Raw genomic sequence first — 22191 nt, forward strand, 5'->3', positions numbered from 1 at the left:
GCCAGCTGCAGTGAACGGCTTCTGCCCTCGCCTACTGCCAACTGCGCTGCGCCGGGTGCCACTGACCTGCTGGCGGGGCTGTCTGCAGCAGGGGCGTGACGAACGCGTCCGCCAAGTCCATGACGCCGGTGAGCGAGCGGAACTCGGTCGAAAGCTCGCGGACGCCCGCAGCGGCTGCCCGGTAACCGGCGTCCCACGTTTTGTTCGGCACGGTAAAGGCGGCAGGCAACGTCAATGTCGTACCTCGTGCGATCCGGCGCTCGGCTTCCTTGTGCAGGACTGTGTGTACGGCGCGGCCCTCCAGCGTCTCTTTGAGCATGATCAGTACGAGGTCGACGAGGTCTTTGTACCGGCTGGAGTTGATAGTTGCAGCCGGTCCGTGCATTTCGTACATCGCGCAGATTTTCTCGGCGACGTGGTCCTCGAGTGGGTACATGCGTATTTCGGGCCACGTCTTACAGTCTGTGGCAAAGGTCGGCACCAAGGGCGCGGTGACGATCTTGCCGTGAGGAAGGTGGCTGGACGCGACCACGTCAACACTTACCCTGGTCAACTCGGCGTGGGCGGCCATCACTCGGAATTTGATCTTCTGAGTACGGCGCTCCATGTTGGCGACAGCGGACGACTCGTAGTGCTCGAAAGAGAGATGGTCGTCGAGCTGAACCTCCGCCGCTCGCTTCAGGGCTTTCACCGCGGCGTCGACCGTGTCTTCGGCGGAAAGCAGGTCGACATCGGTCGAGTACCGCGCAGCCGGCCAGCGCACGAGCAGAGCCTGACCGCCCTTGAGGACCCAGCCTTGCGGGTCATGATGGAAAACCCGGGCCATCAGGCGGCGATGGAAGTACAGGTCAAGTAGTTCTCTCGGCGAGCTGCCGGTGCTTCGGGCAGCGTTTTTCGCCCTATCGCTTAGCGAAGCGCGTAAGGCCCTGGATGTCATCGGTCGCGGCGGATCAAGAGGGGGCATGATGGTTAGTGGTCGCTCGGCTCATTTTCGTGACGCGGTTAGTCAAGTTCTTTGCGGTCAGCCTTGTCCTGAGTCTGCGTGGTGGAAGACTGCTGGTCGCTAAGAGTGGTCAGCCTAGCCTGGACCCGGGCCAAGGCCGCGGCGGCGTCGCGTCCCAACGCTCCGTCCAGGACGTCCTCGCGCGAGCGAGGCGACAACCCGGTGAGCGCCTGCGCGCTCAGGGTGTTGCCCGTGGTCAATGCGGCGATCCGCGCGACGACGTCGCTGTGGCCGATGAGGTCGCTGAGGGGCGCTGTCGGAGACAGAGCCAACGTCGAGGCAGCTGCGTCCGTCGCCAGCTTGGCGACGGCGCTGGCGAGACCAGCCGCTGGCTCGGACATCAGTGCCGACGTGAGATCGGTCCTATGCAGTGCTCCGATGCCGGATGCTGCGGGGAGCAGGTCACGGAGGAGACGGCTGGCGGCTTCCGGGGGAAGGTCCAAGATCGGCGCGCCGCTCGCCGCAAGTTCCATCCGTGTGGTGAGTGGTTGGTGGCCGAGGCGCGCGGGGCGAATTGCGAGCTCGGCGGTGGTCAGACCGATCTGCTCGAGAAGGTGTTCCAGCAGCGCATCCCCGGACGTGGGCCGGACTCGGTAGCGGCGGGCGTAGGGGGTGATGCGGTCGGCGAGCTCGTCGAGGCGCAGCTTCCCGGCCACCACGGCCTCGCGGATAACGGTGGCAACGTGACTGCCATCGAGGTGTTGTTCGAGCAGGTCGCACACGGTCCTCAGCATCGTCGTGACGGGCAGTCCGTCGATCAGAGTCACATCCTCGTCTGCCAGATCTCCGGGGCGTAGCCACACGTCGGGGTCGCGGCTGCTCCGCCGGCGCGGCGTTGTCAGTGTGATTCGGTCGTTGACCAGCTCCCCGACCTGGTGCAGCCTCGTTGCCGTCGCATGCGAGACCACGCCTCCGTCGGTTTCCAGGGGCTGTCGTTCCCAGCTGGGAGTTTCCGGTCGAAGCGTGAGCCAAACGGCTTGCTCTTCCTGGGCGTCGGTGATGCCAGCTGCCGTCGAGGCGTACACGCCACGGCGGACCAGATCCAGGAAACCAGCTCCCTTTAGCCGGTGCAGGGTCACAGCGTCCACGCCCACGCTCTTGGCCTGTTTCGCTGTGACCATGCCCCACTGATCGGCTGTCCAGGTGCCGAGCTGCGCAAGGGCGCGCTGAGTCTCCATACCTCGAATCCTACACGCTTATACAGCGTTTGTTTCAACCTGTGACGCAAAGGTTTCGTCTAGAGTGTAATTAACGCTGCTCTTGATGTAATATATGAAGTCAACGAACGTAGGAAACGCTGTCTGTATGACATGAGCTGGCTCGCGGTACTCCACGTCGACGATTCGCAGGCTCGTCGAGATGCTGATCATTGCTGGGCGGCCCGGCAACGGCTGCTCGAACCTCCCGAGCGCTCGGCTGCAGCGTGGTTTGTGATCAGGTGATCATCGACCAGGTGGATCACTCTGGCATCAATGCTGGAAGGCGAACCGGGCCGACTTGCGTGCCTACCGGGCGGCCGCTGAAGGAGAGGGCGAAGTGTCATGACCGAGCCGATGAGTCGCGAACAGGTGCTGGCGGGAATCCAGTCAGAGATCGCCGAGAAGGAGGCTGCGGCGCAGCGGGAAACTGATGCTGAGAAGCGTCAGCGCATGCTGAGGCACGGGCGTTCTCGTGAAGTCTACGCAGACGAGGAAGCTGTCGCGATTGTTGCTGACATCGCCGAGAATGAAGCAAACCGTGTTGTCGCTTCAGGTATCGTCGCCAGGGCTCACCGGGGAAGCATACGCTAGAACCGGAAACGTACGATCCGGGTCGACCTCTTCATGCCCGGCAAAAGGTTCAGCAACCGATACGCCCGCCGGACATTCGCCGGTGCCTTGGCCATCAGTTCCGGGGAGTCGTTCATCGGTGCTTCGTCGACGTATTCCAGGCGTGGGTGCCAGTCGGCCAGTGCGGATGGGTCGTCGAAGCCGCAGTGGAACTGCGTGCCGTACTTGCGCAACGTCGGGTCCCATTTCGACGTTCGCCAGGCCCATACCGACACCGTGTCGAGCTGGATCTGGCCGCCTGGGAAAGTGTCGACCACGGTGGTCAGCAGGCGTCGTGCGGCGGGCTCCGGTAGGTATGGCACCAGGCCCTCCGCGATCAGCAGCGTCGGTCGGTTGCGCGGGATTTGGTCCAGCCACGTCAGGTTCGTGACGTTCGATGCGATCAGCGTGTAGTGCTCACGTGGGGGCAGGAACTGGCGCCGCAGTTCGATCACGCTCGGGTAGTCCACGTCGAACCAGTCGACCGTTGCCGGTGGGTCGAGGCGGTACATCCTTGCGTCCAGGCCGCAGCCCAGGTGGAGCACCACAGCGTCCGGGTGTGCGGACAGGAAGCGGCGAGCCCACTCGTCGTGTGCTTTTGCCCGCACCACGGCCGCCAGGCCCAGCTGGCTGGTGCCGAATCTGCGGTGGTCGTAGCCGGGGTCGAGACGGCGCATCGTCTCTTCCGCGTAGCGGTCGCCGAGAATCGGTTCTGGCAGGCGGTTGTCCAGCGCTTTTGCCTTGAGCACCGGGCTGAGCGTCTTCTGCACACCGACGAGTTCCTTCACCCTCGAACACTACTGCACTCCCTCTACGTACTTGACGTACTTCACGTACGTGAGGGATACTGGGTGTCGATCGTTGGTGCGGCACCCGCCGCCGTCCGGTCATGAGTCTTGGAGGGACTGAACGTGAATGCCTCGGTCCATTTCGACACCTACAGCGATGCCCGCAACAACCTGAAGCAGCTGTTCGACGCGGCCGGGCAGGGGCGCGTCGCGACCATGCGGCGCGACGATTCCACCGCCGTCGTGGTGGACGCCGGGAGGATGCGGCATTTCCTCGCGTCAGTGGTTCCGTCGCGGGCGGAGGTCGTCGCGGAGGACGGCGGATGGTCGGTGTTCATTCCCGGGATTCCGGTTGCCGCGGATGCGGTGTCGTTCGATGACGCGATCGAGGACATGGTCGATGCGCTGCGTGAGTACTCCGCCGACTGGCAGGACCGGCTGCGGGACGCGCCGAACCACCGGGACAACTGGGGGTTGGTCCAGTTGATCGAACTGAGCGACGACGACGAGCTGCGAGCATGGCTGGTGAGTTCCACGCAATGAACCGGCCTGCGCCCACGCGCGAGGATCTCGACACCTTCTGCCGCCGGGAAGGCTGGCAGGAGGTCCGGAATGCGCGAGGGGAGCACCTCACGTACGAGTTGCACTTGCCCGATGGACGGATCCTGCGTACCCGGGTTTCGCGCCCTCCGGACAAGGCGACGTACGGCCCGAAAATGTGGGCACACGTTCTGCGGGACCAATTGTGCATCAGCGAGGCCGAATTCTGGGCGTGCGTGAAGGACGGGGTCGTTCCGGGCAGAACCGCCCCGCGGGTGGTGGCTGAGGCGGTGCCCGCGCAGGTGGTGCACCTGCTGATCCACCAGGTTCGCCTGCGGGAGGACGAGGTCGCCGCCATGACCCGGGACGAGGCGATCGCGCGCGTCAACCGGTTCTGGACCGAGGGCGGGTGACCGGCCCGGCGATGCGGTGACATCGCCGGGACCGGAGGGATCAGGTGCGGGCGCCCGCGAGGAGGTACCGCAGGCCGTCCGGGAAGGTACGGCGCCAGCCTGCGTGCTCGTGTCCTCCGGGGTACTCGTCATACCCGACGTCGCAGCCTTTGGCGAGCAGCACGTCTCGCAGGTGGCGGTTGGTGGTCAGCAGGTTGGGACCGGTGCCGAGCGGCTGGGTTTCGAGGGTGCCGGCGGCGATCCAGAACCTGGTCGCCGCGCGGGGTGCGGTGGCGAACTGCCGGGTGAGCCATTCCGGTTCGTCGTCACGGCCTAGCGGGTACGGGCCCTCGCCGCTGCCGTAGATTCCGCGCTCGCCCCACCAGAAAGAGCCGGACAGGGACAGCACACCACCGAACAGGTCCGGCCGGGTGTAGGCGAGCCAGGCCGCGCCGAGGCCGCCGTAGCTGGCTCCGGAGACGATCGTGGTCCGCGGATCAGTACCGGCGTTGCAGTGGGACTGCGCCCACGGCAGCAGTTCGTCGGCGTAATGCTTCACCAGTGCGGGGTTACAGCACATCTCGGCCATTCGGGACATGGCGTCCTTGTTGTGGACGAAAACCGCCACCGTGGGTGGAATCGCTTCTGCGGCAATGAGATTGTCGAGTACCGCGGGGAAATGCGGCAGGTGGTACTCGCCGTCCAGCAGCAGGAGCAACGGCGTCGGCTCGGTGCATGAGGGCGGCCGGTACACGGTCACGGTGCGCTCGTCGCCGAAGACGGGGGAGTGCAAGTGGTACTCCGCCATGGGTGGGGTGCCGGGGGCGAACCAGGTGTCCGTGGCTGCCTCAGGCAGGGTCAGCACCGATTCGTGCTGGGCGTCGGCAGGGAGGCCGGGCGCGATGACGGTGTGCAGAGAAGGAATGCGGTCGGCGTTGAACGGGTCCGGACGGCTTGCTTTCGCATGTTCGGTGATGAGGTTCAGGAATTCGTCCCGATTCTGTACCAGCGCCATGGTTTCGGCCAGCGAGAGGTCGCGGGCGTCGACGGAATAGGTGTAGCTGACGGAGGTACGCGCGTCCGCGACCGGGACCGTCAAGTACCACACCTCCGTGTCCGGGATGGCCTGCAGAGCGGCGGGACGGCCGCTGCTGTCCATGGTGAGCTGTGAAGAAACGGCTACGTGATGAGCCGGTCCCAAGTAGACAAAGGTGACTTCGCAGCCGCCGTCGGGATGTGCCTCGACGAGCGGACCGCCTGCCCGGCGCAATGCCGACGTCAGTTCTTCCACCGCACCGGACTGTCCCGAGCGGACGGCGTCCACGAGCGAATGAGTCATCGATCTCTCCAATGGGGTCATGCGACAGCAGGGACGGCGACGGCGCGGCCCTTCGGCAGCGCCCTCGCGACGAGGACGCCCGCTGCGGCAAGAGCGGCGGCGGTGAGGAATGCCGTTTCGAACGCGGGAGTTCCGGTGAGGATGGCTCCGGCGATTTCGAAACCGATGGCGACGCCGATCGCGCGCGCGACGATGTTCAGGCCGCTGGCCGCACCGGTCTTCTCCGGCGGGACGGCGTCGACGGTTCCGTTGATCAAGGCCGTGGACGCCGTCGTGACGCCGATGCCGAGCAGCACGAACAGCAGGATCAGTTGCTCCGCCGTGTGGTGCAGCCAGGCACCGCAGAGGCATCCGGCGACCGTGATGGCGAGCCCGCCGACCAGCGTCGCGCGGGAGCCGAAGCGCCGGTTCACCCCACCGGCCACCGGTCCGGCCACCGCCGCGAGCGCGGCGCCGGGCAACAGATAGAGGCCGACATCGCTCGGGGTGCCGCCGAGACCGTACCCGGTCACCACCGGAGAGACGACGATCTGCGGGATGATCAGGTACGCCATCGCGTAGCCGGCGCCGAGGGCCATCGCGACCAGGATTCCTCCGGCGATCCCGGGTTTGCCGAGCATGCCGAGGTCGACCAGCGGACTGGCGGAGCGGCGTTCCACCAGCACCCACAGCACGGCCAGCACCGCGAACCCGCCGAGGGACGCGAGGACGACGGGGGACGTCCAGCCGAGTGCGGGGAGTTCGGTGAGACCGGTCATGAGCGCGAACAGGAATACCGCGAGCAACGCACCGCCGGCCCAGTCGATCTTCGGGCCGCCCGCCGGTGCGGAGGCGGGCATCGCCCAGTGGCAGGCGATCGCCCCGGCCGCGATGACGATGGCCGGGAGTGCGTACATCCAGCGCCAGGAAAGGCTTTCGGCGATCGGCCCGGCGAGGACGACACCGAGGGTACCGCCGATGACGAACACCCCGGTGACGACGCCGACCGCGACCGTCCGTTTCGCGTTCGCGAGGTTCTCTTGCAGCAGAACGAATCCGAGCGGAAGCACACCCGCGCCGATGCCCTGGAGGGCTTGTCCGGCCAGCAGCAGCGGGAAGGACGGGGCGGCCGCGGAAACGGCTGCGCCGATGGCGACGACGACGGACACGGTGACCAGTACCCGCCTGCCGCCGAGCCGGTCGGCGAGACAGCCGGTGAGCGGGGTCGCGATGGCGCCGGTGATGACCAGCGTGGCCGGGATCAGCGCGGTCTGGGCCGGGGTCAGCGCGAGGTCGGTGCCGATGAGGGACAGCACCGGAATGGTCATGCTTTCCAGCGCGCCGATGACGATGACGAGGAGTGCGACGACCGGGAGGACCAGCGCGCCGCGAGGGGAGCGGGACATGACGTCTCCAAAAGATAGGGGCGGATCAGGACCAGCCGGTGACCACGGAGCCGAGCACGTCGAGCGGCAGCGCTCCGTGGCCGATCACCTGGTGGTGGAACTCCGCGAGGTCGAAACGGAGGCCGAGCCGGGTGCGGGCGGCCTCGCGGAGCCGGAGGATTTCGCGTTTGCCGATCAGATAAGCCAGCGCCTGGCCGGGCCACGCCAGGTAGCGGTCGATCTCGTTGCGGACGTTCGTTTCGGTGGTGGCCGTGTTGTCCCGCAGGAAGGCGATGGCCCGGGCACGCGACCAGCCGCGGTGGTGCATCCCGGTGTCGACCACGAGCCGGCAGGCCCGCCAGGCGTCGGCGGACAGCCTGCCGAGCCGGGTGATGTCGCTGGTGTACAGGTCCATCTCGTCGGCGAGCTGTTCGGCGTACAGGCCCCATCCCTCGACGTGCGCCGTGACCGAACCGGAGATCTGGCGGCGGAACCGGGGCAGGTCTTCCAGGGTCTGCGCGACCGAGATCTGCAGGTGATGTCCCGGCACTGCCTCGTGGAAGGCAAGAGCTTCGTACTCGTAGCGGAATCGGGTGTGCGGTTCGGTGGTGGTCACCCAGTGCGTCCCGGGACCGCCGTCGGCAGCCGGTGGCTGGTAGTAGGCGAGCGGTGCGGTTTCCGCCTCGACCACGTCGACCTCGCGGGTGACGCATTCGGGGATCCGGTACGGGCGGAAGTACTTCGGCAGTACCGCGGTGGCTCGGCCGAGCGCAGCCTCGACCATGGCGACGATCTCGCCGGAGCCGCCGAACCGCAGTGCCGGGTCGTTTCTCAGCGCTGCCAGCGTTTCTCCGGCCGACGCCGTGCCGAGAGCACGCTGTCCGACGGTCGCGAGTGCGTCGTGGATTCCGGCCAGTTCGGTCAGCCCGATTTCGTGGATCTCGTCGGCGGTGAGCCCGGGCCGGGTGTGCCGGGCGACCGCATCGGCGTACGCCTCGGCGCCGCCGGGGGTGTGGCACACACCGGCCTGATCATCGGAACGTCCTTGTGGCAGCAGGGAATTCGCGAGGTCGTCCCGGAATGCGGCGATCGCGGGACGGATGCGGTCGGCGATGAGCGCGCGTGCCTGATCGACGTCGGCGAGCGGGCGTAGCATGGGATCGTCGTCGAGTGGCCGGGCGAGGTGGACGTCGAGCTGGGTGATCGCGGCTTGCACGCCGCTTGCCTGCGGGAACCGGCCGTCGTGTGCCGCCTCCTGGTAGCGGGCGGACCAGCTCGCGAAGTACTCCGGCAAGGCCGCCAGCCGATCGAGGGAGGCGGCACCGGGCATGCCGCAGACCTGGAAAACCGTTGTCTGGGGCGCAGACACCGAAGCCGAGATCGCGAAATCGTTCAGGCCGAAGGCGATCTCGCCGATGTCGCCCTCCAGGACCCGCGCCAGTACGCGCCGGGTCACCTGCTCGTCCGGGCCGGATGGCGGAAGCGCGGCCAGCCGGTCCTGCAGGGAGCGCAGCCGGGCGAGGTGCTCTTCGGCAGCGGTCCGCGACGGGTCCGGGACCTGGTCTGCGTAACCGGGTTCGCCGAGCATCGACGCGGTGAAGGGGTCGTGGGAAAGCTTGCGGACGAAGTACTCCTCGGCCAGGTCGGCCAGGCGAGTACCGGTGGGGGGTTCCTGCACGTGCGCTCCCGGGGTCTCCGTTGACGTGGGAGCTGAGTATTGGCAGGTGAACGTCGTTCAGTCAAGAGTAAATCTCGTTTAGCAATGATTGAACGACGTCTACTGTTACCCTGTGATCATGGAGGACCGGTCCCTGTCGCCGGAGCTGGCGGAGTTCGGTGACGAGCTCAAGATCCGCTTCGCGCCGCACCTGCCGCGGATGGCCGCGCGGATGCTCGCCCTGCTGCTCACCGCCGACGAGCCGCGCCTCTCCAGCAAGGAACTGCTGGCGCAGCTGGATGCCAGCGCGGCCACGGTGTCCAACATGGGCCGCCTCCTGGTCCAGCTCGGGATCGCCGAACGCACGGTGGACCCGGAGACCAGGCGGGATCTGTTCGGGTTGCGCCCGGACGCGTGGGCGGGGATGTACCGCGACAGTGCACGGTCGATGGACGGCATCGTGGCCGCGCTGGACCGGCAGCTCGCCACCGATCTCGGGGACGCCGCCCGCGCGCGGATCCGCGACATGCGCAACTTCTATGCCTTCGTCGGGAACGAGCTGCCCCATCTGGCGACCCGATACGAGAAGTGGCGGGCCGGGCATCCGGGCGAGGTGTTCGCGCCGCCGGCCGGGTGACCGGCGCTACTTCCCCTTCGCCCAAGTGCCCAGTACCACCAGCGTTTTCGTCCCCGCCACCTTGTCGCTCGTGCGCAGCACGTTCACCACCCGTTGCAGTTCGTGGATGGTTCTCGCGCGGACGCGGATCAGGGCGTCCGGGTCGCCGGCCAGGGTGAGGACTTCCGTGACTTCCGGGACGTGCGACGAGAACGACAGGATGGTTTCCAGGTCCATGTTCCCGGCGACCCGCAGTTCGACCACCGCCTCCAGGTCCGGGCCGATGCGGGCCGGGTTGATGCGCACCGTGTAGCCGTCGATGACGCCCGTTGCTTCCAGGCGGTCGATGCGGCGTTTGACCGGGGCGACGGTGAGGCCCACGTGGTCGGCGATGTCGCGGACGGTGCGGCGGGCGTCCTCGCGCAGGAGGTCCAGGATGCGCCGGTCGATGGCGTCCACGGGGACGGGCTCGGTTTCCGCTGCCTCGGGCAAGTAAGTATCTGTCTCAGGAGTAGAAGTCTTCCTGTTTTTTGCTTCTTGGGCGCACATGGTGCGTCATTGTTGCAGCGAAGGGAGGGAGGCAGCAAGATCTCGGGATTGCCCCTGCCCTGGAGGTGTCGCTCATGCCTGCCCACGTGCTGTCCCTGATCGCCACCGACGCGCACGCGGTTCCCGCGCGGGTGTGCAGCCTCCTCGCGCAGCGGCGGGTCGCGGTGGACAGCATGCAGATCAGCCGGTTGCCCGGTGCGCCGGCCTGGTGGATCCAGCTCGGTCTGCGGCCCGGCGAGGACCGTGACTTCGAGCTGCTGATCAAGCGCATGAACCGGCTCGTGGACGTCGTCAAGGTCGTCGGCATCACCGGCGACGGCAACCACTGGCGGCAGGCCGTTTTCGTGGCGCTGCGGCCCGAGTCCGACGATCTGGTCCACATCGGACGGATCGTCGGCCGGTTCGGGGCCGAGATCCTCGACTCCGACGCACGGGACGTCCGCGTCCACCTTTCCGCGCATCCCGAGCAGTGTGCGGAGTTCGTCGAGGAGCTCCGGCCCTACGGCGTGCAGGAAACGCTGTTCGGTGCCGTGTCGGCGATGCGCGGCAGCTTCCGCCGTCGGCACCCGCGCGCGACCTCCTGACCCCAGGCCCGGCCGTCGGCGTTTTGTCAGGTCGATCAAACTGTACGATCGCTTGCTTTCCTTCGAGCGGAGAGCTAGCGTTCACGAACCCCGGCAGGACGCCGTCCTCCGGAGGTTCCGCGTCATCGTCCCTACCGATCCGGAGGTTCTGCGATGTCAGAGTTGACGTCATCCGAGGCTTCGTCGACGGCCCGGGGTGCTTCGCCGCCGGGTGCCCACCGCGGTGGGCGGATGAAGAACCGCCATGTCACGCTGCTGGCCATCGGCGGCTGTATCGGCGCTTCGCTCTTCGTGGGGATCGGCGAGGTGGTCCGCGCGGCGGGCGCCGGGGCGATCCTGTCGTACGTCCTCGGCGGGGCCATCGTCTTCTTCGTCATGCGGATGCTCGGCGAGATGGCCCTCGCCCGGCCCGGTCTCGGGTCGTTCGTCGACTACGCCAAGGAAGGCCTGGGAGCCTGGGCGGGATTCTCCGTCGGCTGGATGTACTGGTATTTCTTCATCGGCGTCATCGCGTTCGAAGCGGTGGTCGCCGGGCAGATCGTCGGTGCATGGGTCGGGGCGCCGAGCTGGTTGTGCTCCTTGGTGATCATGATCGTGTTCGTCGGGCTCAACCTGTATTCCGCGCGGACGTTCGGGGAATCCGAGTTCCTTCTCGCCAGCGTGAAGATCGGCACGATTGTCGTACTGGTCGGTGGCGCGCTGCTGTTCATCTTCGGTTTGCTGCCCGGCGCGCATTTCGTCGGGGTCACCAACCTGACACACGCGCCGTTCCTCGTCGGCGGTTTCGGGCCGGTCGTGCAGGGGCTGGTGACCGCGGTGCTGTCGTACTTCGGCACGGAAATCGCGGTGATCGCTGCCGCGGAGTCGGAAAACCCCGGCCGCTCCGTCATCCGGACCACGCGCATGGCCGCCTGGCGGATCATCCTGTTCTTCGTCGGTTCGGTGGTCGCGCTCCTGCTCGTGCTGCCGTTCCCGGAAATCCCGCCGGATTCGAGCCCGTTCGCGGCTGCGTTCGCGAAGATCGGCATTCCCTATTCCGCGGAGATCGTGGACGTCGTGGTGCTCGTCGCGGTTCTCTCGATCGTCAACTCCTCCATTTACGCGTGTTCGCGGACGCTGTTCCGTCTTTCGGCGAACGGCTGGGCTCCGGCGGCAGTTACCCGCCGGAATCGGCGTGGGGTGCCGTGGCGGGCGGTACTGCTGAGCGGTATCGGGGGAGTACTCGGTGCCGCGATCAACTTTTTCGCCTCCGAGAAGGCTTTTGCGTTCATTCTCGATTCCGCGGGCGCGGTGGCGTTGATCGTGTACACCTTCATCTGCCTGTCGCAGGTGGGGATGCGCAAGCGGCTGACGGCGGACGAGGTCGCGCGGCTGCCGGTGAGGATGTGGGCGCATCCGTGGCTCGGGCTGCTCTGCGCGTTGGCCCTCATCGGGACCGACATCATCATGCTCGTCTATCCCGACACCCGGTTGCAGGCCGGATTGAGCCTGCTCGCGCTCGGGGTGGTGCTGGGTGCGTACGGGATTGTCGCCTCCGTGCGGCGGCGGGCGCACGCCTGACCCAGTGCGTTGACATGCGGAATCACCCATGTCATTCTAACAAAGCGATCGTTCACTTTTAATCAAGGGACTGTCCCGGAGGGGAAAGAAATGCCGGAGTTCTCCATCGCGGGGGTGGCCGAGAGCCCGCTCGGGCACGTGACCGGCGAGTCGGAGCTGTCCATGATCGCGCTCGCGGCACGGGAAGCGCTCGGCGAAGCGAACATCGGGCTGCGCGAGGTCGACGGGCTTTTCGTCAACTACCTCGGCGAGGAAGGCTCGGTCCAGCTCGGCGAGTATCTCGGCATCGAGCCGTCGCACGCGGACTCGTCGGATCTCGGCGGCGGTTCGTGGGTCGGGTTCGTCGGGCACGCCATGGCGGCGATTGCGGCCGGGCAGTGCGAGGTCGCTCTGCTCGCGTACGCCTCGCGGCAGCGCACGCTCCGCAAGCGTTCCCGGAAGCACGTTCTCGCCCCGTGGCCGCCCGAATCGCTCACCGCGCAGTTCGACCAGCCGGCCGGATTACCCGTTCCCATCGGGCATTTCGCGCTCGTCACGGCTCGGCACATGTACGAGTACGGGACGACCGAGGAGCAGCTCGCGTCGGTCGCGGTCTCCGGCCGCGAGTGGGCGCAGCTGAACCCGAAGGCGTGGCGGCGGGACCCGCTGACGATCGAGGACGTCCTCGCGTCCGACCGGATCTGCGGTCCGCTCAAGAAGCTCGACTGCTGCCCGATCACCGACGGTGGCGGAGTCATCATCGTCACGACCGCCGAGCGGGCCCGGGCGGCGAAGCGGCCGCCGGTCGCCATCCGCGGCTGGGGGGAGAGTCATACGCACTGGCATCCGCACCAGCGGCGCGACCTCACCAGCACGGCCGCGGTGGAATCCGGACGGCGCGCGTACGAAATGGCCGGGATGGGGCCGTCGGACATCGACGTTTTCCAGCCCTACGACGCCTTCACCATCACGCCCATCCTGCAGCTCGAGGATCTGGGTTTCTGCGCGAAAGGCGCCGGTGGGGAAATGTTCCACCAAGGTCATCTCCGGCCGGGCGGGAAATTGCCGGCCATGACGTCAGGAGGCGGTTTGTCCTACACTCATCCCGGTGCATTCGGGATCTTCCTGCTCATCGAGGCAGTCCGCCAGCTGCGCGGGGAGGCCGGGGCTCGGCAGGTGGGCCCGCGGCCGAAAACCGCGCTGGTGAACGGCATCGGCGGGCTGTGCTCCTACAGTGCGACGGTGGTGCTCACGAATGACTGACCTGCTCGATCCCACCACCGATCCCTATTGGTCCGCGGCCGCGGAAGGGAAACTGGCCGTCCAGCGCTGCGGTTCCTGTGGACGGCACCAGCTTTATCCTCGGCCATTCTGCATCGGGTGCACCTCGGCCGACCTGGCGTGGGTCGAGGCATCCGGATCGGGCACGGTGTATTCGTGCGTCACCGTTCATTTGCCGGTGCACGACGAATTGCCGCCGCCGTACACGGTCGCGCTCGTCGAGCTCGACGAAGGCCCGCGGCTGCTCGGGCCGGTGCCGGACGGCGTGTCGATCGGTGACCGGGTGGTGGCGCAGTGGCGGCAGACGGACGAGCGTCCGGTGCTGTCGTTCGGACGGGCGTCGTGAAGCCGCTGGCCGGTCGCGCCGCCATCGTCACCGGCGGGGCTGGCGGGCTGGGCCGCGCCCATGCCCGGTACCTCGCGAGTCTCGGGGCTTCCGTGCTGGTGTGCGACCTCGCGCGGGCCGACGAGGTCGTCGAAGAGCTTGCCGCACAAGGGTTTTCCGCGGCTGCCCACCAATGCGACATCTCGGGCTGGACCGAGGCGCGGGACCTGGTGGACGCATGCGTCGACGCCTTCGGCGGGCTGGACATCCTGGTGAACAATGCCGGAATCGTCCGCGATCGTACGATGGCCAACATGACGGAGTCCGAATGGGACGACGTCCTCCGGGTGAACCTCAAGGGGCACGCGGCGCCGTCGATCCACGCGATGGCGTACTGGAAGAAGCAGGTCAAGGCGGGAAATCCGGTCCGTGGGTCCATTGTGCACACGAGTTCCATCGGCGGGCTGATGGCCAATTTCGGGCAGGGCAACTACACCTCGGCGAAACTGGGGATCGTCGGGCTTTCCTCGGTGCTGGCGCTGGAGGGCGAGGCGATCGGCGTGCGGTCGAACGTGATCGCCCCGTCGGCGCGCACCGGGCTGGCCGTGCAGGCGATGCCGACCACCGAGCAGTTCGACCGGCCCGCCGAGGCCGGCGGATTCGATTTCTGGGACCCGGCGAACGTGTCGCCGATGGTCGGCTGGCTGGCCTCGCCGGGATGCACCGCCACCGGACAGGTGTTTTCCGTGGCGGGCAACGAGGTCCGGCTCTTCGCGCCGCCCACCCCGTTGCGGCACTTCACGACGGACGGCCGCTGGACGCTGGAAGACCTCGACCGCCGGATCGGCCGGGACCTGCCGAAGTGGCCGACGGCGCTGGAGTTCCTGGAAACATTCGACGAGAAGGCACCCGCCGATGGATGACTCGACCACCCGGCCCTTCGAGGCTCGCGACGAACCGTTCGTGAAACGGTTGCGGCACCAGTGTTTCTCCGCGCCATTGGACGTGGCGACCTGGCTGCAGCACGGCCGGGTCCTCGAACGCGGCGGCACGCCGGTCGCTGCGTTGCTGGCGCGGCGGGCCGGGCAGTGGTTCGGGGGCAGGCCGGTCCCGTGCCTCACGATCTCGTCGGTGATGGTCGACCTGCCGAGCCGCGGCGGTGGCGTGATGGCGGATCTGCTCGGGCCGGTACTGGCCGAGGAAAACGGTGCTGCCATTGCGACGTTGACCCCGTCGGCAGTCGCGCCGTACCGGCGGGCCGGGTTCGAGATCGCCGGATTCCGGTACCGGCACCACGTGTCGCCGCAAGCGCTTCGGAGTGGTCAGGAACGCGACGACGTCCGCTGGTTCACGGACGGCGATGACCTCGACCGGGTCTACCAAGCATGCGCCCGGATCCACAATGGACTGATCCACCGCGACCGGGCCTGGTGGGACGGCCTTGTCCGGCCGGGGGAGCCGTACGCGGTTGTTGCGAGCCGTGGCGACGAGGTGACCGGATATGCGCTCTGGGACCAAATCCCGGCGCCGCTCGGCGAATTCACCTTCCGGCACCGCATCCGGGCGCGGGAAATCGTGGCGTCGACGGTTCCCGCCGCTCGGGCTTTGCTCCACGCGCTCGGGCAGGCCGGTTCACCCGGCGAGGAGATCTCCTGGTTCGGCGGCCCGTCGGACGGCCTGGCGCAGCTTTTCGACGCGCCGGTGCTGATGGACTGGGTACACCCGTGGATGACCAAAATCCTCGACTACCCGGCTGCGCTCACCGCTCGCGGGTACAACACCGCCCTCGACCTGACGCTGGTGCTGCGGATCGCGGACGTCACCACGCTGCGGCTTTCCGTGCGGGACGGCCGTTGTCGAGCGGCGGAAACCGACGCCGAACCGGACGTGACGGTGGATGCTGCCACGTTCGCCGCGCTGTTCACCGGCCACGCAAGCGCGTCCGACGCCCGCCTCGCCGTGCTGTTCGCTGGTACCGCGCCGTGGTTCTTCGAGCACTTCTGAGGTGTGGTCAGTGCGCCAGGAACCCTTGCAGGATCTCGTCGACGGCCTTGCCGAACACCTCGTCGAGCGTCTGGCGGCCCTGCGGGTTGAACCACATGATCGCCCAGTTCGCGACCGAGATGGTGACGAGCCCGGCCATGTGCGAATCGACGTCCTTGCGGAACACCCCGGCGTCGATGGCCTCGACGATGATGTCGTCCCAGATCTTCTCGAACGACCGGCGGCGCTCGATCACGTCCTGCAGTTCCTTCCCGACCAGGTACCGCCATTCGGTGAGGAAGATGCGCGACGCCGAGTCCGCGCCGATCGCGAAGTTGGACTTGACGTGCGCCAGGAACGCGGCGCGGTATTTCTCCGCCGGTTCGAGGTCGCTGCGGCGGATCTCGTCCAGTACCGCGTACTGGCTCTGGAAAGTCTCGATGACGATGTGGTACAGCAGCGCTTCCTTGGAGGCGAAGTGCGAGTACAGCCCGCCCGACTGCATACCGGCGGCCTCGGCGATCGCGCGCACGGAGGTTCCCTGGAACCCGCGTTCGGCGAACAGCTGCGTGGCCGCGGCGACGATCTCGTGGACGCGAGTGGGGCGGGGCATATGACCATGGTATCAGCTTGCATAGCAAGCGTTCGCTCATGAGGAGTGCAATGACCCCGAAGCGGCTCGCATTCGACCGGTACGTCCCGTACGGCGAACGCATCAAGCACCTCGGCGAGGTGCGGCCGGATGACCCGGCGCTGACGTTCGTCGCGCAGTCCGCGACGACCCGGCTGACTTGGGCGGAGCTGGACGCGCGCAGCGACACGTTCGCCGCCGGGCTGGCCGCGCGCGGCATCGGGCCGGACAGCATGGTGGTGGTGAAACTGCGCAACTCCGTCGAGCACGTCCTCACCACGATTGCGGTGTGGAAGCTCGGCGCGTGCGTCGTGCCGCTGCGGTACGACATGCCCGCCCGCGAACGCGACCAGATCCTCGCGCTGGCCCGGCCGGACCTGGTGGTCTCGCTGGAACCCGGTGCAGTGTCGCCCGAGGAGATTCCGGCGAAACAGGACCCGGACTGGCGCCTTGCCGATGCCCGGCCCGGGAAAGCGGTGTGCTCCGGCGGGTCGACCGGGGTGCCGAAGCTGATCGTCGACCCGCTGCCGTGGGGCAACCCCGGCGCGGTGGCCGGGACCGCCGAGGGGCACGCGCTCGAAGCGGTGGCGCTGGGCATCGGGTTCCGGCCGGACCAGACGCAGCTCGTCGCCGGTCCGCTGTACCACAATGCGCCGTTCGGCTGGGGGTATTGGGGACTGTTCTTCGGGCACCACCTCGTGGTGCTGGAGAAGTTCACGCCCGAGGCGGTGGTCGACTGCGTGGAGAGGTATCGGGTCAACTTCTTGTTCGCCGTGCCCACGATGATGATGCGGATCATGCGTCTGGACGGGGTCGCCGAGCGGGATTGGTCCAGCGTCGAATCCTTGTTCCACGGCGCGGCTTCGTGCCCGCGGTGGCTCAAGAAGCAGTGGATCGACCTGCTGGGCCCGGACCGGGTGAACGAGCTGTACGGCGCCACCGAGGTGCCCGGGGCGTCGACGATCAGCGGCGGCGAATGGCTTACGCACGAGGGCAGCGTGGGCAAACCGGTCGGCTGTGACACGCGAATTCTCGACGACGACGAGCGCGAGGTGCCGGTGGGTGAGGTGGGCATGATCTATATGCGGCCACATTACCCTGGTCCGACTTATGAATACCGGGGCAGCGATCCGGCCCCCTCGACGGCCGACGGGTTCATCACGGTCGGGGACTTCGGCCGCCTCGACGAGGAGGGTTACCTGTATCTGGCCGATCGCCGGGTCGACCTCATTCTTTCCGGTGGCGCGAACATCTATCCGGCCGAGGTGGAGGAAGCGTTGCTGGAACACCCGGAGGTTTTCGACGCGGCCGTGATCGGCTTGCCGCATCCGGAATGGGGACAGGCGGTGCATGCGATTGTGCAGCTGACTGCCGGTTCGAGTCTTGGTGAAGAGCGCTTGGCCGAGTTCATGCGGGGGCAGCTGACGGCGTACAAGCTGCCCAAGTCGTATGAGATGGTGGCCCGGATTCCGCGGGACGAGGCGGGGAAATTGCGCCGGTCGGCTTTGCAGGCGGAGCGTACCTAACGGTGCGAGGCGCGGAGGTGGATGCGCTCGCCGGACTTGCCGAAGAGGCTGAGCACCTCGACGCTGCCGCGCCCGGCCGCGCCGAACCAGTGCGGAATCCGGCAGTCGAACTCGGCTGCTTCCCCGGCGCCCATTACGAAGTCGTGATCGCCCAGCTGCACGCGAAGCCGCCCGCGCAGGACGTAGAGCCATTCGTGGCCGGTATGGGTCCGCAGGTGCGGATCCCCGTCGTGGGCCGGGATTACCATCTTGTACGCGCGTGGTTCTCCCTGCTGCCGGGAAAGGGGGATGAGGATGCGGCCGTCCCTCGTGGTGGCTTGCTGGGGCACGCGGGGGTCGACGATGCGCGGGGCAGCGACGATCTGGTCGAACGGGACCCCCAGCGCGGCCGTGACCGGGAGAAGCAGCTCGAGGCTGGGTTTGCGCTGCCCCGACTCGAGCCGGGACAGGGTGCTGGTGGAGATTCCGGTCGCGCGGGCGAGGGCGGCCAGGCTGACGTTCTTCTTCTCGCGGGCATCGCGCAGGCGCGGAGCGATCTGGTCGAGCACGGCACCGACGCTGGGTTGGTCGTCCACCTGCGCCAGTCTGCCGGTTCGTCCCGGAAACGGCAACGATGGTTGTCGATTTCCGGACGACCTCCGGATGCTTGGTTCCCATGGACGCACTGGTACCGGGAGCGGTGTCCCGCAGGTTGCCGACCGGCGTGTACGTGCTCGGGTTCTGCCTGTTCGCGATGGGCAGCGCGGAGTTCCTGCTGGCCGGAGTACTTCCCGCGGTGGCCGCGGACCTCGGCGTTTCGCTGTCCTCGGCCGGATATCTGATCAGCGCGTTCGCGCTCGGTGTCGTGATCGGCGGTCCGCCGTTCGCGGTGCTCAGCCTGCGCTGGAAACGGCGTACCGCGCTGATGGTCACCCAGGGGATCTTCGCGGTCAGCGTCGCTGCGGGACTGCTGGGCGGCTACCCGATCCTGCTCGTCGCCAGGGCGGTTGCGGGGATCGCTTACGCCGGGTTCTTCGCCGTCGCGACGGTGACTGCGATCAACCTCGTCACCCCGGACCGGAATGCCCGCGCTTCGGGGGTCGTGGTGAGCGGTCTCAGCGTCGCGATGGTCGCCGGTGGTCCGGCCGGCACGCTGCTGAGCCATTTCACCCAATGGCGGGGCGGTTTCTGGGCGGTCGTCGCGCTCACCCTCGTCGGACTGATCGGCTGTCGGGCCATCCCGGACGGACGCTCCGCTGCCGAGCCCGACGTTTCGCGAGAACTGGCTGTCATCCGCAATCCCCGGCTCTGGGGTATCTGGGCGATCACCGTTCTCACGACCGCGGCCTACATGCTCACGTACAACTACCTCGCCGCCATGCTCGCCGGTATCACCCGGCTTCCCGAAGCGTGGATCCCGGCGGTTCTCGTGCTCTTCGGGGTCGGCGCGTTCCTCGGTCTGTCTGCCGGGGGCCGGATCGCCGACCGGAGGCCGCACGCTGCGCTGTCATGCGGAGCCGTCGGGATTGCGGTCCTGTCTCTGGTCATGGTCGTCGCGATCCGCCACGGCTGGGCGGTGGCTCTTCTTGCGTTCTTACTGGGTATCGCGGCCTTTGTGCTGAACCCCGCCCTCTACGGCCGGGTGTTCGCACTTGCTGCGCACGCACCGACCCTGGCCGGGGCGACGACGGTCTCCGCGTTCCAGCTGGGTATCAGCATCACTCCGGTCCTCGCGGGAGCCGTGCTCACCCAAGGAGCTGTGCTGCCCGCTGTCTGTGTGGTGGGAGCGGTTCTCGCCCTCAGCGCGGTTCTGCTGATCTTTCTCGACCGTGCGCGATGACGTACTCCTTACGTCCGGGCTAATCGCCGGATGGCGATTTCCGCGTATACGGCGGCGGCTCGGGATAGGACCGCGGGGTCGAAATTGGCGTACTGGCTGTGGTTGTTCGGGGCGGATTCCGGGTCCAGGCCGGGTTTGGTGGCTCCCAGCGCGAGGAAAGCACCGGGTACGCGGCGCAGGATCCGGGAGAAATCCTCAGATGCAGCAAGGGGATCGGCGAGTGGCCGGTATCCTTCGTCGCCGAGTACGGATTGGGCTGTCTCGGCGGCGAAGCGGACCTCGCGTTCGGTATTGACGGTCAGTTCCGTTTCCTCGTCGAGCCGGATCTCGGCTTCGACGCCGTGCGCTGCGGCAATTCCGTGGAGAGTGGTGTCCAAGCGGGACTGGATCACGCCGGTCGTCCGGTCGGAGAAAGTCCTTACGGTGGCTTCGAATTCGGCGCTTTCCGGAATGACGTTGTGCCGGGTCCCGGCGGCGAGGCGGCCCACGGTGACGACGACCGGGTCGAAGATGTCGAACCGCCGGGTCACCATGGCCTGGAGCGCGGTGACCATTTCCGCAGCGGCGAGCACGGGATCCTTGGCGCGGTGCGGCATCGAGCCGTGCCCGCCGGCGCCGTTCACCCGGACCCGGAGCCGGTGCGACGCCGACATCACCGGGCCTGGCCTGCTGCTGACGACCCCGCTGGGCAGGCCGGCGGAAAAGACGTGGAAAGCGAAAGCGGCGTCGGCGCGGTAACCGGCGGCGTCGAGAATTCCTTCGCGTACCATGAGTCCCGCGCCGTCGTAGCCTTCTTCGCCGGGCTGGAACATAAAGACCACGTCGCCGGAAATGCGGTCGCGGTGCTGGTGCAGCAATCGCGCGGCGCCGATGAGGGAAGCGGTGTGCAGGTCGTGCCCGCAGGCGTGCATGGCGCCGTTGGTGGCGGCGAAATCGAGGCCGGTGCGTTCCGGAATGGGGAGCGCGTCCATGTCGGCGCGGAGGATTACCGCGTGCGGCTCGGATTCGTTTCGCGCACCACCGCGCAGCACGCCGATGACCGAGGTCGCGTCTTTTCCAGTGAAGATTTCGAGCCCGAGCGGATCCAGCTCCTGCAGCACGCGTTCTTGCGTGCGCGGCAGGTCGAGGCCGACTTCGGGGTCCGCGTGCAGGCGGCGGCGGAACTGCGCGAGGTCGTCCTGCATACCGCGGGCGTCGTCGAGAATGCTTGTGCTGCTCATCGGATTGCGACAGCGTTTGCGGGCGATCCGGTGCCGCCGGTGAGGTTCAGCGGGCTCGCGACGACGAGACAATCCCAGTTACCGTCGCGGGCACAGCGCTCGGCGAGGCCGTCCAGATCCCACAGTTCACCGAGCGGGAATCCCAGCAAAGCAATGAGGGAATTGTGCATGACGCCCGCGTACGAGCGCGGAACGTCGCCGCGTTCTTCCGCTTCCGTGCGGAAGGGGGAATCGTCGGGTGCCGGATAGGATTCGACGCCGAAATTGTCGACCGCGATCATCGCGAACTGGTGGTCCCAGAGCCAGGAAACGGTTTCCCTGCTTGCCTTCAGCCCGGACACGTTGAGCGGGCTCTTTTCCTCGTGCCGTTCCTGCGGGGTCAGCTCGTGCAGGTGGCGGTGCACCCAGCCGGTGCGGATGAGGAGGATGTCGCCGGGCCGGAACTCGACGCCCCGATCCGTTGCCGCGTCGGCAATGTCGGTGATCGGAATGGCCTCGGCAGCGGCGTGGTCGATGGGCCGCCCCTGCGCCCGCCGGAACCGGTCGACGTCGACCAGCACCCCGCGCCCGACGATGCCGTGTTCGGCGAACCGGTTGATCCCGAGGAACGGATCACCCGCACGGAATCGCTCGGGATCGGCGCCGTTGTAAAAGCCGTGCACGGGATGGCCGATGTGCCGGAAACCGTCGATCTGGGTGCTCGCTTGCGGGTAGAAACTGTCGAGGTATTCGTCGCGGTGGTAGTCGTAATTGGCGTACATGTTGTGCTGGAGGCTTTTGCGGTACGGGCTCATCGGCGGGTCGAATGCCTCGAGCGGAAGGTTCAGGTTGACGACCTCGCCGGTGCGCACCGCCGCACGCGCCGCGAGCACCCGCTCGGGGGTGAGGTGGTTGAGGGTGCCGAGCTCGTCGTCCGCGCCGAAGACGCCCCAGGCCGAACCGGCCGGTGCATCGGTGCGGGTGCACAGTTCCGCGTACGTGGGGATTTCGCTGGGCATGGGTCTCCCTGATCGTCGGGTCCGATGTGGACAGGCGCGACCGGCCCTCGCCGCGGACGGGAATGCGGGCAGGACGGAGGGGGCGAGGGTGGTCGCCACGGGCTGCTGCGGGCCGCCGCTGTCGTGCGCTCAAGCTACCCGGAGGTACCGGGGAAAGCAAACGATCGCTTCGTTTGGGGGATTGCGGGCGGGGTTTGTGGCGGGGCGGGGGCGGTGGGGTTTGTGGCGG

At 67.4% G+C, this 22191-nt stretch carries 23 protein-coding genes; 12 read left to right on the forward strand and 11 right to left on the reverse strand.

Annotated features, from left to right (window positions below; all coding sequences use genetic code 11):
- Positions 1 to 31: 31 nt before the first annotated feature.
- Both OO71_RS40910 and OO71_RS51815 read right to left on the reverse strand, forming a co-directional pair.
- The gene (locus OO71_RS40910; protein WP_245633945.1) at positions 32 to 826 is read right to left on the reverse strand and encodes a nucleotidyl transferase AbiEii/AbiGii toxin family protein; all 795 of its coding nucleotides are present in this window, start codon (positions 824 to 826) and stop codon (positions 32 to 34) included.
- A gap of 176 nt (positions 827 to 1002) precedes the next feature.
- The gene (locus OO71_RS51815) at positions 1003 to 2181 is read right to left on the reverse strand and encodes a type IV toxin-antitoxin system AbiEi family antitoxin domain-containing protein (RefSeq protein WP_063740177.1); all 1179 of its coding nucleotides are present in this window, start codon (positions 2179 to 2181) and stop codon (positions 1003 to 1005) included.
- 363 nt (positions 2182 to 2544) lie between these two features.
- On the opposite strand from OO71_RS51815, the gene OO71_RS40920 reads away from it, so the two are divergent.
- Complete coding sequence (locus tag OO71_RS40920; RefSeq protein ID WP_033295437.1) at positions 2545 to 2793, forward strand: hypothetical protein; 249 nt, start codon at positions 2545 to 2547, stop codon at positions 2791 to 2793.
- Here the strand turns inward: OO71_RS40920 and OO71_RS40925 are convergent.
- Positions 2790 to 3599 carry a class I SAM-dependent methyltransferase gene (locus OO71_RS40925; protein ID WP_033295438.1) on the reverse strand — a complete coding sequence of 270 codons (810 nt, stop codon included), beginning with the start codon at positions 3597 to 3599 and terminating at the stop codon, positions 2790 to 2792. The genes OO71_RS40920 and OO71_RS40925 overlap by 4 nt on opposite strands.
- Positions 3600 to 3722: 123 nt before the next feature.
- On the opposite strand from OO71_RS40925, the gene OO71_RS40930 reads away from it, so the two are divergent.
- Together OO71_RS40930 and OO71_RS40935 are read left to right on the forward strand one after the other, a co-directional pair.
- Positions 3723 to 4142, forward strand: a complete 420-nt coding sequence (locus OO71_RS40930) for a prevent-host-death protein (RefSeq protein WP_033295439.1) — start codon at positions 3723 to 3725, stop codon at positions 4140 to 4142.
- The gene (locus OO71_RS40935; RefSeq protein WP_245633946.1) at positions 4118 to 4552 is read left to right on the forward strand and encodes a cytotoxic translational repressor of toxin-antitoxin stability system; all 435 of its coding nucleotides are present in this window, start codon (positions 4118 to 4120) and stop codon (positions 4550 to 4552) included. The genes OO71_RS40930 and OO71_RS40935 overlap by 25 nt, the downstream gene beginning before the upstream one ends.
- 40 nt (positions 4553 to 4592) lie before the next feature.
- Here the strand turns inward: OO71_RS40935 and OO71_RS48010 are convergent, their stop codons facing one another.
- The 3 genes from OO71_RS48010 to OO71_RS40950 are packed head-to-tail and all read right to left on the reverse strand — an operon-like array spanning position 4593 to position 8912.
- Entirely contained in the window at positions 4593 to 5870 is a 1278-nt protein-coding gene (locus OO71_RS48010) for an alpha/beta hydrolase (RefSeq protein ID WP_051792912.1), read from the reverse strand.
- Between the two features lie 17 nt (positions 5871 to 5887).
- Complete coding sequence (locus OO71_RS40945; RefSeq protein WP_033295441.1) at positions 5888 to 7255, reverse strand: MFS transporter; 1368 nt, start codon at positions 7253 to 7255, stop codon at positions 5888 to 5890.
- A 25-nt stretch (positions 7256 to 7280) separates the two neighbouring features.
- Positions 7281 to 8912 (reverse strand): DUF885 domain-containing protein, encoded by a 1632-nt coding sequence (locus tag OO71_RS40950; protein WP_051792913.1) that lies wholly within the window; start codon positions 8910 to 8912, stop codon positions 7281 to 7283.
- 118 nt (positions 8913 to 9030) lie between these two features.
- Here OO71_RS40950 and OO71_RS40955 point away from each other — a divergent pair, with 118 nt between their 5' ends.
- Positions 9031 to 9528 carry a GbsR/MarR family transcriptional regulator gene (locus OO71_RS40955; RefSeq protein ID WP_156096807.1) on the forward strand — a complete coding sequence of 166 codons (498 nt, stop codon included), beginning with the start codon at positions 9031 to 9033 and terminating at the stop codon, positions 9526 to 9528.
- A 6-nt stretch (positions 9529 to 9534) separates the two neighbouring features.
- Here the strand turns inward: OO71_RS40955 and OO71_RS40960 are convergent, their stop codons facing one another.
- Positions 9535 to 9966, reverse strand: coding sequence for an Lrp/AsnC family transcriptional regulator (locus tag OO71_RS40960; RefSeq protein WP_245633947.1), 432 nt, complete (start codon positions 9964 to 9966; stop codon positions 9535 to 9537).
- Between the two features lie 164 nt (positions 9967 to 10130).
- Between OO71_RS40960 and OO71_RS40965 the strand changes: the two genes are divergently transcribed.
- From OO71_RS40965 to OO71_RS40990, 6 genes are all read left to right on the forward strand, one after another.
- Complete coding sequence (locus OO71_RS40965) at positions 10131 to 10640, forward strand: ACT domain-containing protein (protein WP_033295443.1); 510 nt, start codon at positions 10131 to 10133, stop codon at positions 10638 to 10640.
- 231 nt (positions 10641 to 10871) lie between these two features.
- The gene (locus tag OO71_RS40970) at positions 10872 to 12200 is read left to right on the forward strand and encodes an amino acid permease (protein WP_033295444.1); all 1329 of its coding nucleotides are present in this window, start codon (positions 10872 to 10874) and stop codon (positions 12198 to 12200) included.
- A gap of 90 nt (positions 12201 to 12290) precedes the next feature.
- Complete coding sequence (locus OO71_RS40975) at positions 12291 to 13442, forward strand: acetyl-CoA acetyltransferase (protein ID WP_033295445.1); 1152 nt, start codon at positions 12291 to 12293, stop codon at positions 13440 to 13442.
- Complete coding sequence (locus tag OO71_RS40980) at positions 13435 to 13806, forward strand: Zn-ribbon domain-containing OB-fold protein (RefSeq protein WP_033295446.1); 372 nt, start codon at positions 13435 to 13437, stop codon at positions 13804 to 13806. Before OO71_RS40975 ends, OO71_RS40980 begins: the two co-directional genes overlap by 8 nt.
- Positions 13803 to 14708: an SDR family NAD(P)-dependent oxidoreductase gene (locus OO71_RS40985; protein WP_051792917.1), complete on the forward strand. Its 906-nt coding sequence runs from the start codon at positions 13803 to 13805 to the stop codon at positions 14706 to 14708. Before OO71_RS40980 ends, OO71_RS40985 begins: the two co-directional genes overlap by 4 nt.
- A complete protein-coding gene (locus OO71_RS40990) occupies positions 14701 to 15789 on the forward strand; it encodes a GNAT family N-acetyltransferase (RefSeq protein ID WP_033295447.1) in 1089 nt (362 codons plus the stop codon). The genes OO71_RS40985 and OO71_RS40990 overlap by 8 nt, the downstream gene beginning before the upstream one ends.
- 7 nt (positions 15790 to 15796) lie before the next feature.
- Here OO71_RS40990 and OO71_RS40995 read toward each other — a convergent pair whose 3' ends face one another.
- The gene (locus tag OO71_RS40995; RefSeq protein ID WP_033295448.1) at positions 15797 to 16381 is read right to left on the reverse strand and encodes a TetR/AcrR family transcriptional regulator; all 585 of its coding nucleotides are present in this window, start codon (positions 16379 to 16381) and stop codon (positions 15797 to 15799) included.
- Positions 16382 to 16431: 50 nt separating this feature from the next.
- Here OO71_RS40995 and OO71_RS41000 point away from each other — a divergent pair, with 50 nt between their 5' ends.
- Positions 16432 to 17925, forward strand: coding sequence for an AMP-binding protein (locus OO71_RS41000; protein ID WP_033295449.1), 1494 nt, complete (start codon positions 16432 to 16434; stop codon positions 17923 to 17925).
- Here OO71_RS41000 and OO71_RS41005 read toward each other — a convergent pair.
- Entirely contained in the window at positions 17922 to 18500 is a 579-nt protein-coding gene (locus OO71_RS41005) for a helix-turn-helix domain-containing protein (RefSeq protein ID WP_033295450.1), read from the reverse strand. The genes OO71_RS41000 and OO71_RS41005 overlap by 4 nt on opposite strands.
- 80 nt (positions 18501 to 18580) lie before the next feature.
- On the opposite strand from OO71_RS41005, the gene OO71_RS41010 reads away from it, so the two are divergent.
- The gene (locus OO71_RS41010) at positions 18581 to 19744 is read left to right on the forward strand and encodes an MFS transporter (protein WP_033295451.1); all 1164 of its coding nucleotides are present in this window, start codon (positions 18581 to 18583) and stop codon (positions 19742 to 19744) included.
- A gap of 8 nt (positions 19745 to 19752) precedes the next feature.
- Here the strand turns inward: OO71_RS41010 and OO71_RS41015 are convergent, their stop codons facing one another.
- Together OO71_RS41015 and OO71_RS41020 are read right to left on the reverse strand one after the other, a co-directional pair.
- Entirely contained in the window at positions 19753 to 20964 is a 1212-nt protein-coding gene (locus OO71_RS41015; RefSeq protein WP_033295452.1) for a M20 metallopeptidase family protein, read from the reverse strand.
- Complete coding sequence (locus tag OO71_RS41020) at positions 20961 to 21962, reverse strand: cyclase family protein (RefSeq protein ID WP_051792919.1); 1002 nt, start codon at positions 21960 to 21962, stop codon at positions 20961 to 20963. The genes OO71_RS41015 and OO71_RS41020 overlap by 4 nt, the downstream gene beginning before the upstream one ends.
- Between the last annotated feature and the right edge of the window lie 229 nt (positions 21963 to 22191).

Origin of the sequence: Amycolatopsis jejuensis (assembly GCF_000717335.1) — a bacterium.
Classification (GTDB): domain Bacteria; phylum Actinomycetota; class Actinomycetes; order Mycobacteriales; family Pseudonocardiaceae; genus Amycolatopsis; species Amycolatopsis jejuensis.

Excerpts from the sequence above, each read along its gene's own strand:
- OO71_RS40910 (WP_245633945.1), bottom strand. The coding sequence starts at position 826 with ATGGCCCGGGTTTTCCATCATGACCCGCAAGGCTGGGTCCTCAAGGGC.
- OO71_RS51815 (WP_063740177.1), bottom strand. The coding sequence starts at position 2,181 with ATGGAGACTCAGCGCGCCCTTGCGCAGCTCGGCACCTGGACAGCCGAT.
- OO71_RS40920 (WP_033295437.1), top strand. The coding sequence starts at position 2,545 with ATGACCGAGCCGATGAGTCGCGAACAGGTGCTGGCGGGAATCCAGTCA.
- OO71_RS40935 (WP_245633946.1), top strand. The coding sequence starts at position 4,118 with ATGGCTGGTGAGTTCCACGCAATGAACCGGCCTGCGCCCACGCGCGAG.
- OO71_RS48010 (WP_051792912.1), bottom strand. The coding sequence starts at position 5,870 with ATGACTCATTCGCTCGTGGACGCCGTCCGCTCGGGACAGTCCGGTGCG.
- OO71_RS40945 (WP_033295441.1), bottom strand. The coding sequence starts at position 7,255 with ATGTCCCGCTCCCCTCGCGGCGCGCTGGTCCTCCCGGTCGTCGCACTC.
- OO71_RS40955 (WP_156096807.1), top strand. The coding sequence starts at position 9,031 with ATGGAGGACCGGTCCCTGTCGCCGGAGCTGGCGGAGTTCGGTGACGAG.
- OO71_RS40965 (WP_033295443.1), top strand. The coding sequence starts at position 10,131 with ATGCCTGCCCACGTGCTGTCCCTGATCGCCACCGACGCGCACGCGGTT.
- OO71_RS40970 (WP_033295444.1), top strand. The coding sequence starts at position 10,872 with ATGAAGAACCGCCATGTCACGCTGCTGGCCATCGGCGGCTGTATCGGC.
- OO71_RS40975 (WP_033295445.1), top strand. The coding sequence starts at position 12,291 with ATGCCGGAGTTCTCCATCGCGGGGGTGGCCGAGAGCCCGCTCGGGCAC.
- OO71_RS40980 (WP_033295446.1), top strand. The coding sequence starts at position 13,435 with ATGACTGACCTGCTCGATCCCACCACCGATCCCTATTGGTCCGCGGCC.
- OO71_RS40990 (WP_033295447.1), top strand. The coding sequence starts at position 14,701 with ATGGATGACTCGACCACCCGGCCCTTCGAGGCTCGCGACGAACCGTTC.
- OO71_RS40995 (WP_033295448.1), bottom strand. The coding sequence starts at position 16,381 with ATGCCCCGCCCCACTCGCGTCCACGAGATCGTCGCCGCGGCCACGCAG.
- OO71_RS41000 (WP_033295449.1), top strand. The coding sequence starts at position 16,432 with ATGACCCCGAAGCGGCTCGCATTCGACCGGTACGTCCCGTACGGCGAA.
- OO71_RS41010 (WP_033295451.1), top strand. The coding sequence starts at position 18,581 with ATGGACGCACTGGTACCGGGAGCGGTGTCCCGCAGGTTGCCGACCGGC.
- OO71_RS41015 (WP_033295452.1), bottom strand. The coding sequence starts at position 20,964 with ATGAGCAGCACAAGCATTCTCGACGACGCCCGCGGTATGCAGGACGAC.
- OO71_RS41020 (WP_051792919.1), bottom strand. The coding sequence starts at position 21,962 with ATGCCCAGCGAAATCCCCACGTACGCGGAACTGTGCACCCGCACCGAT.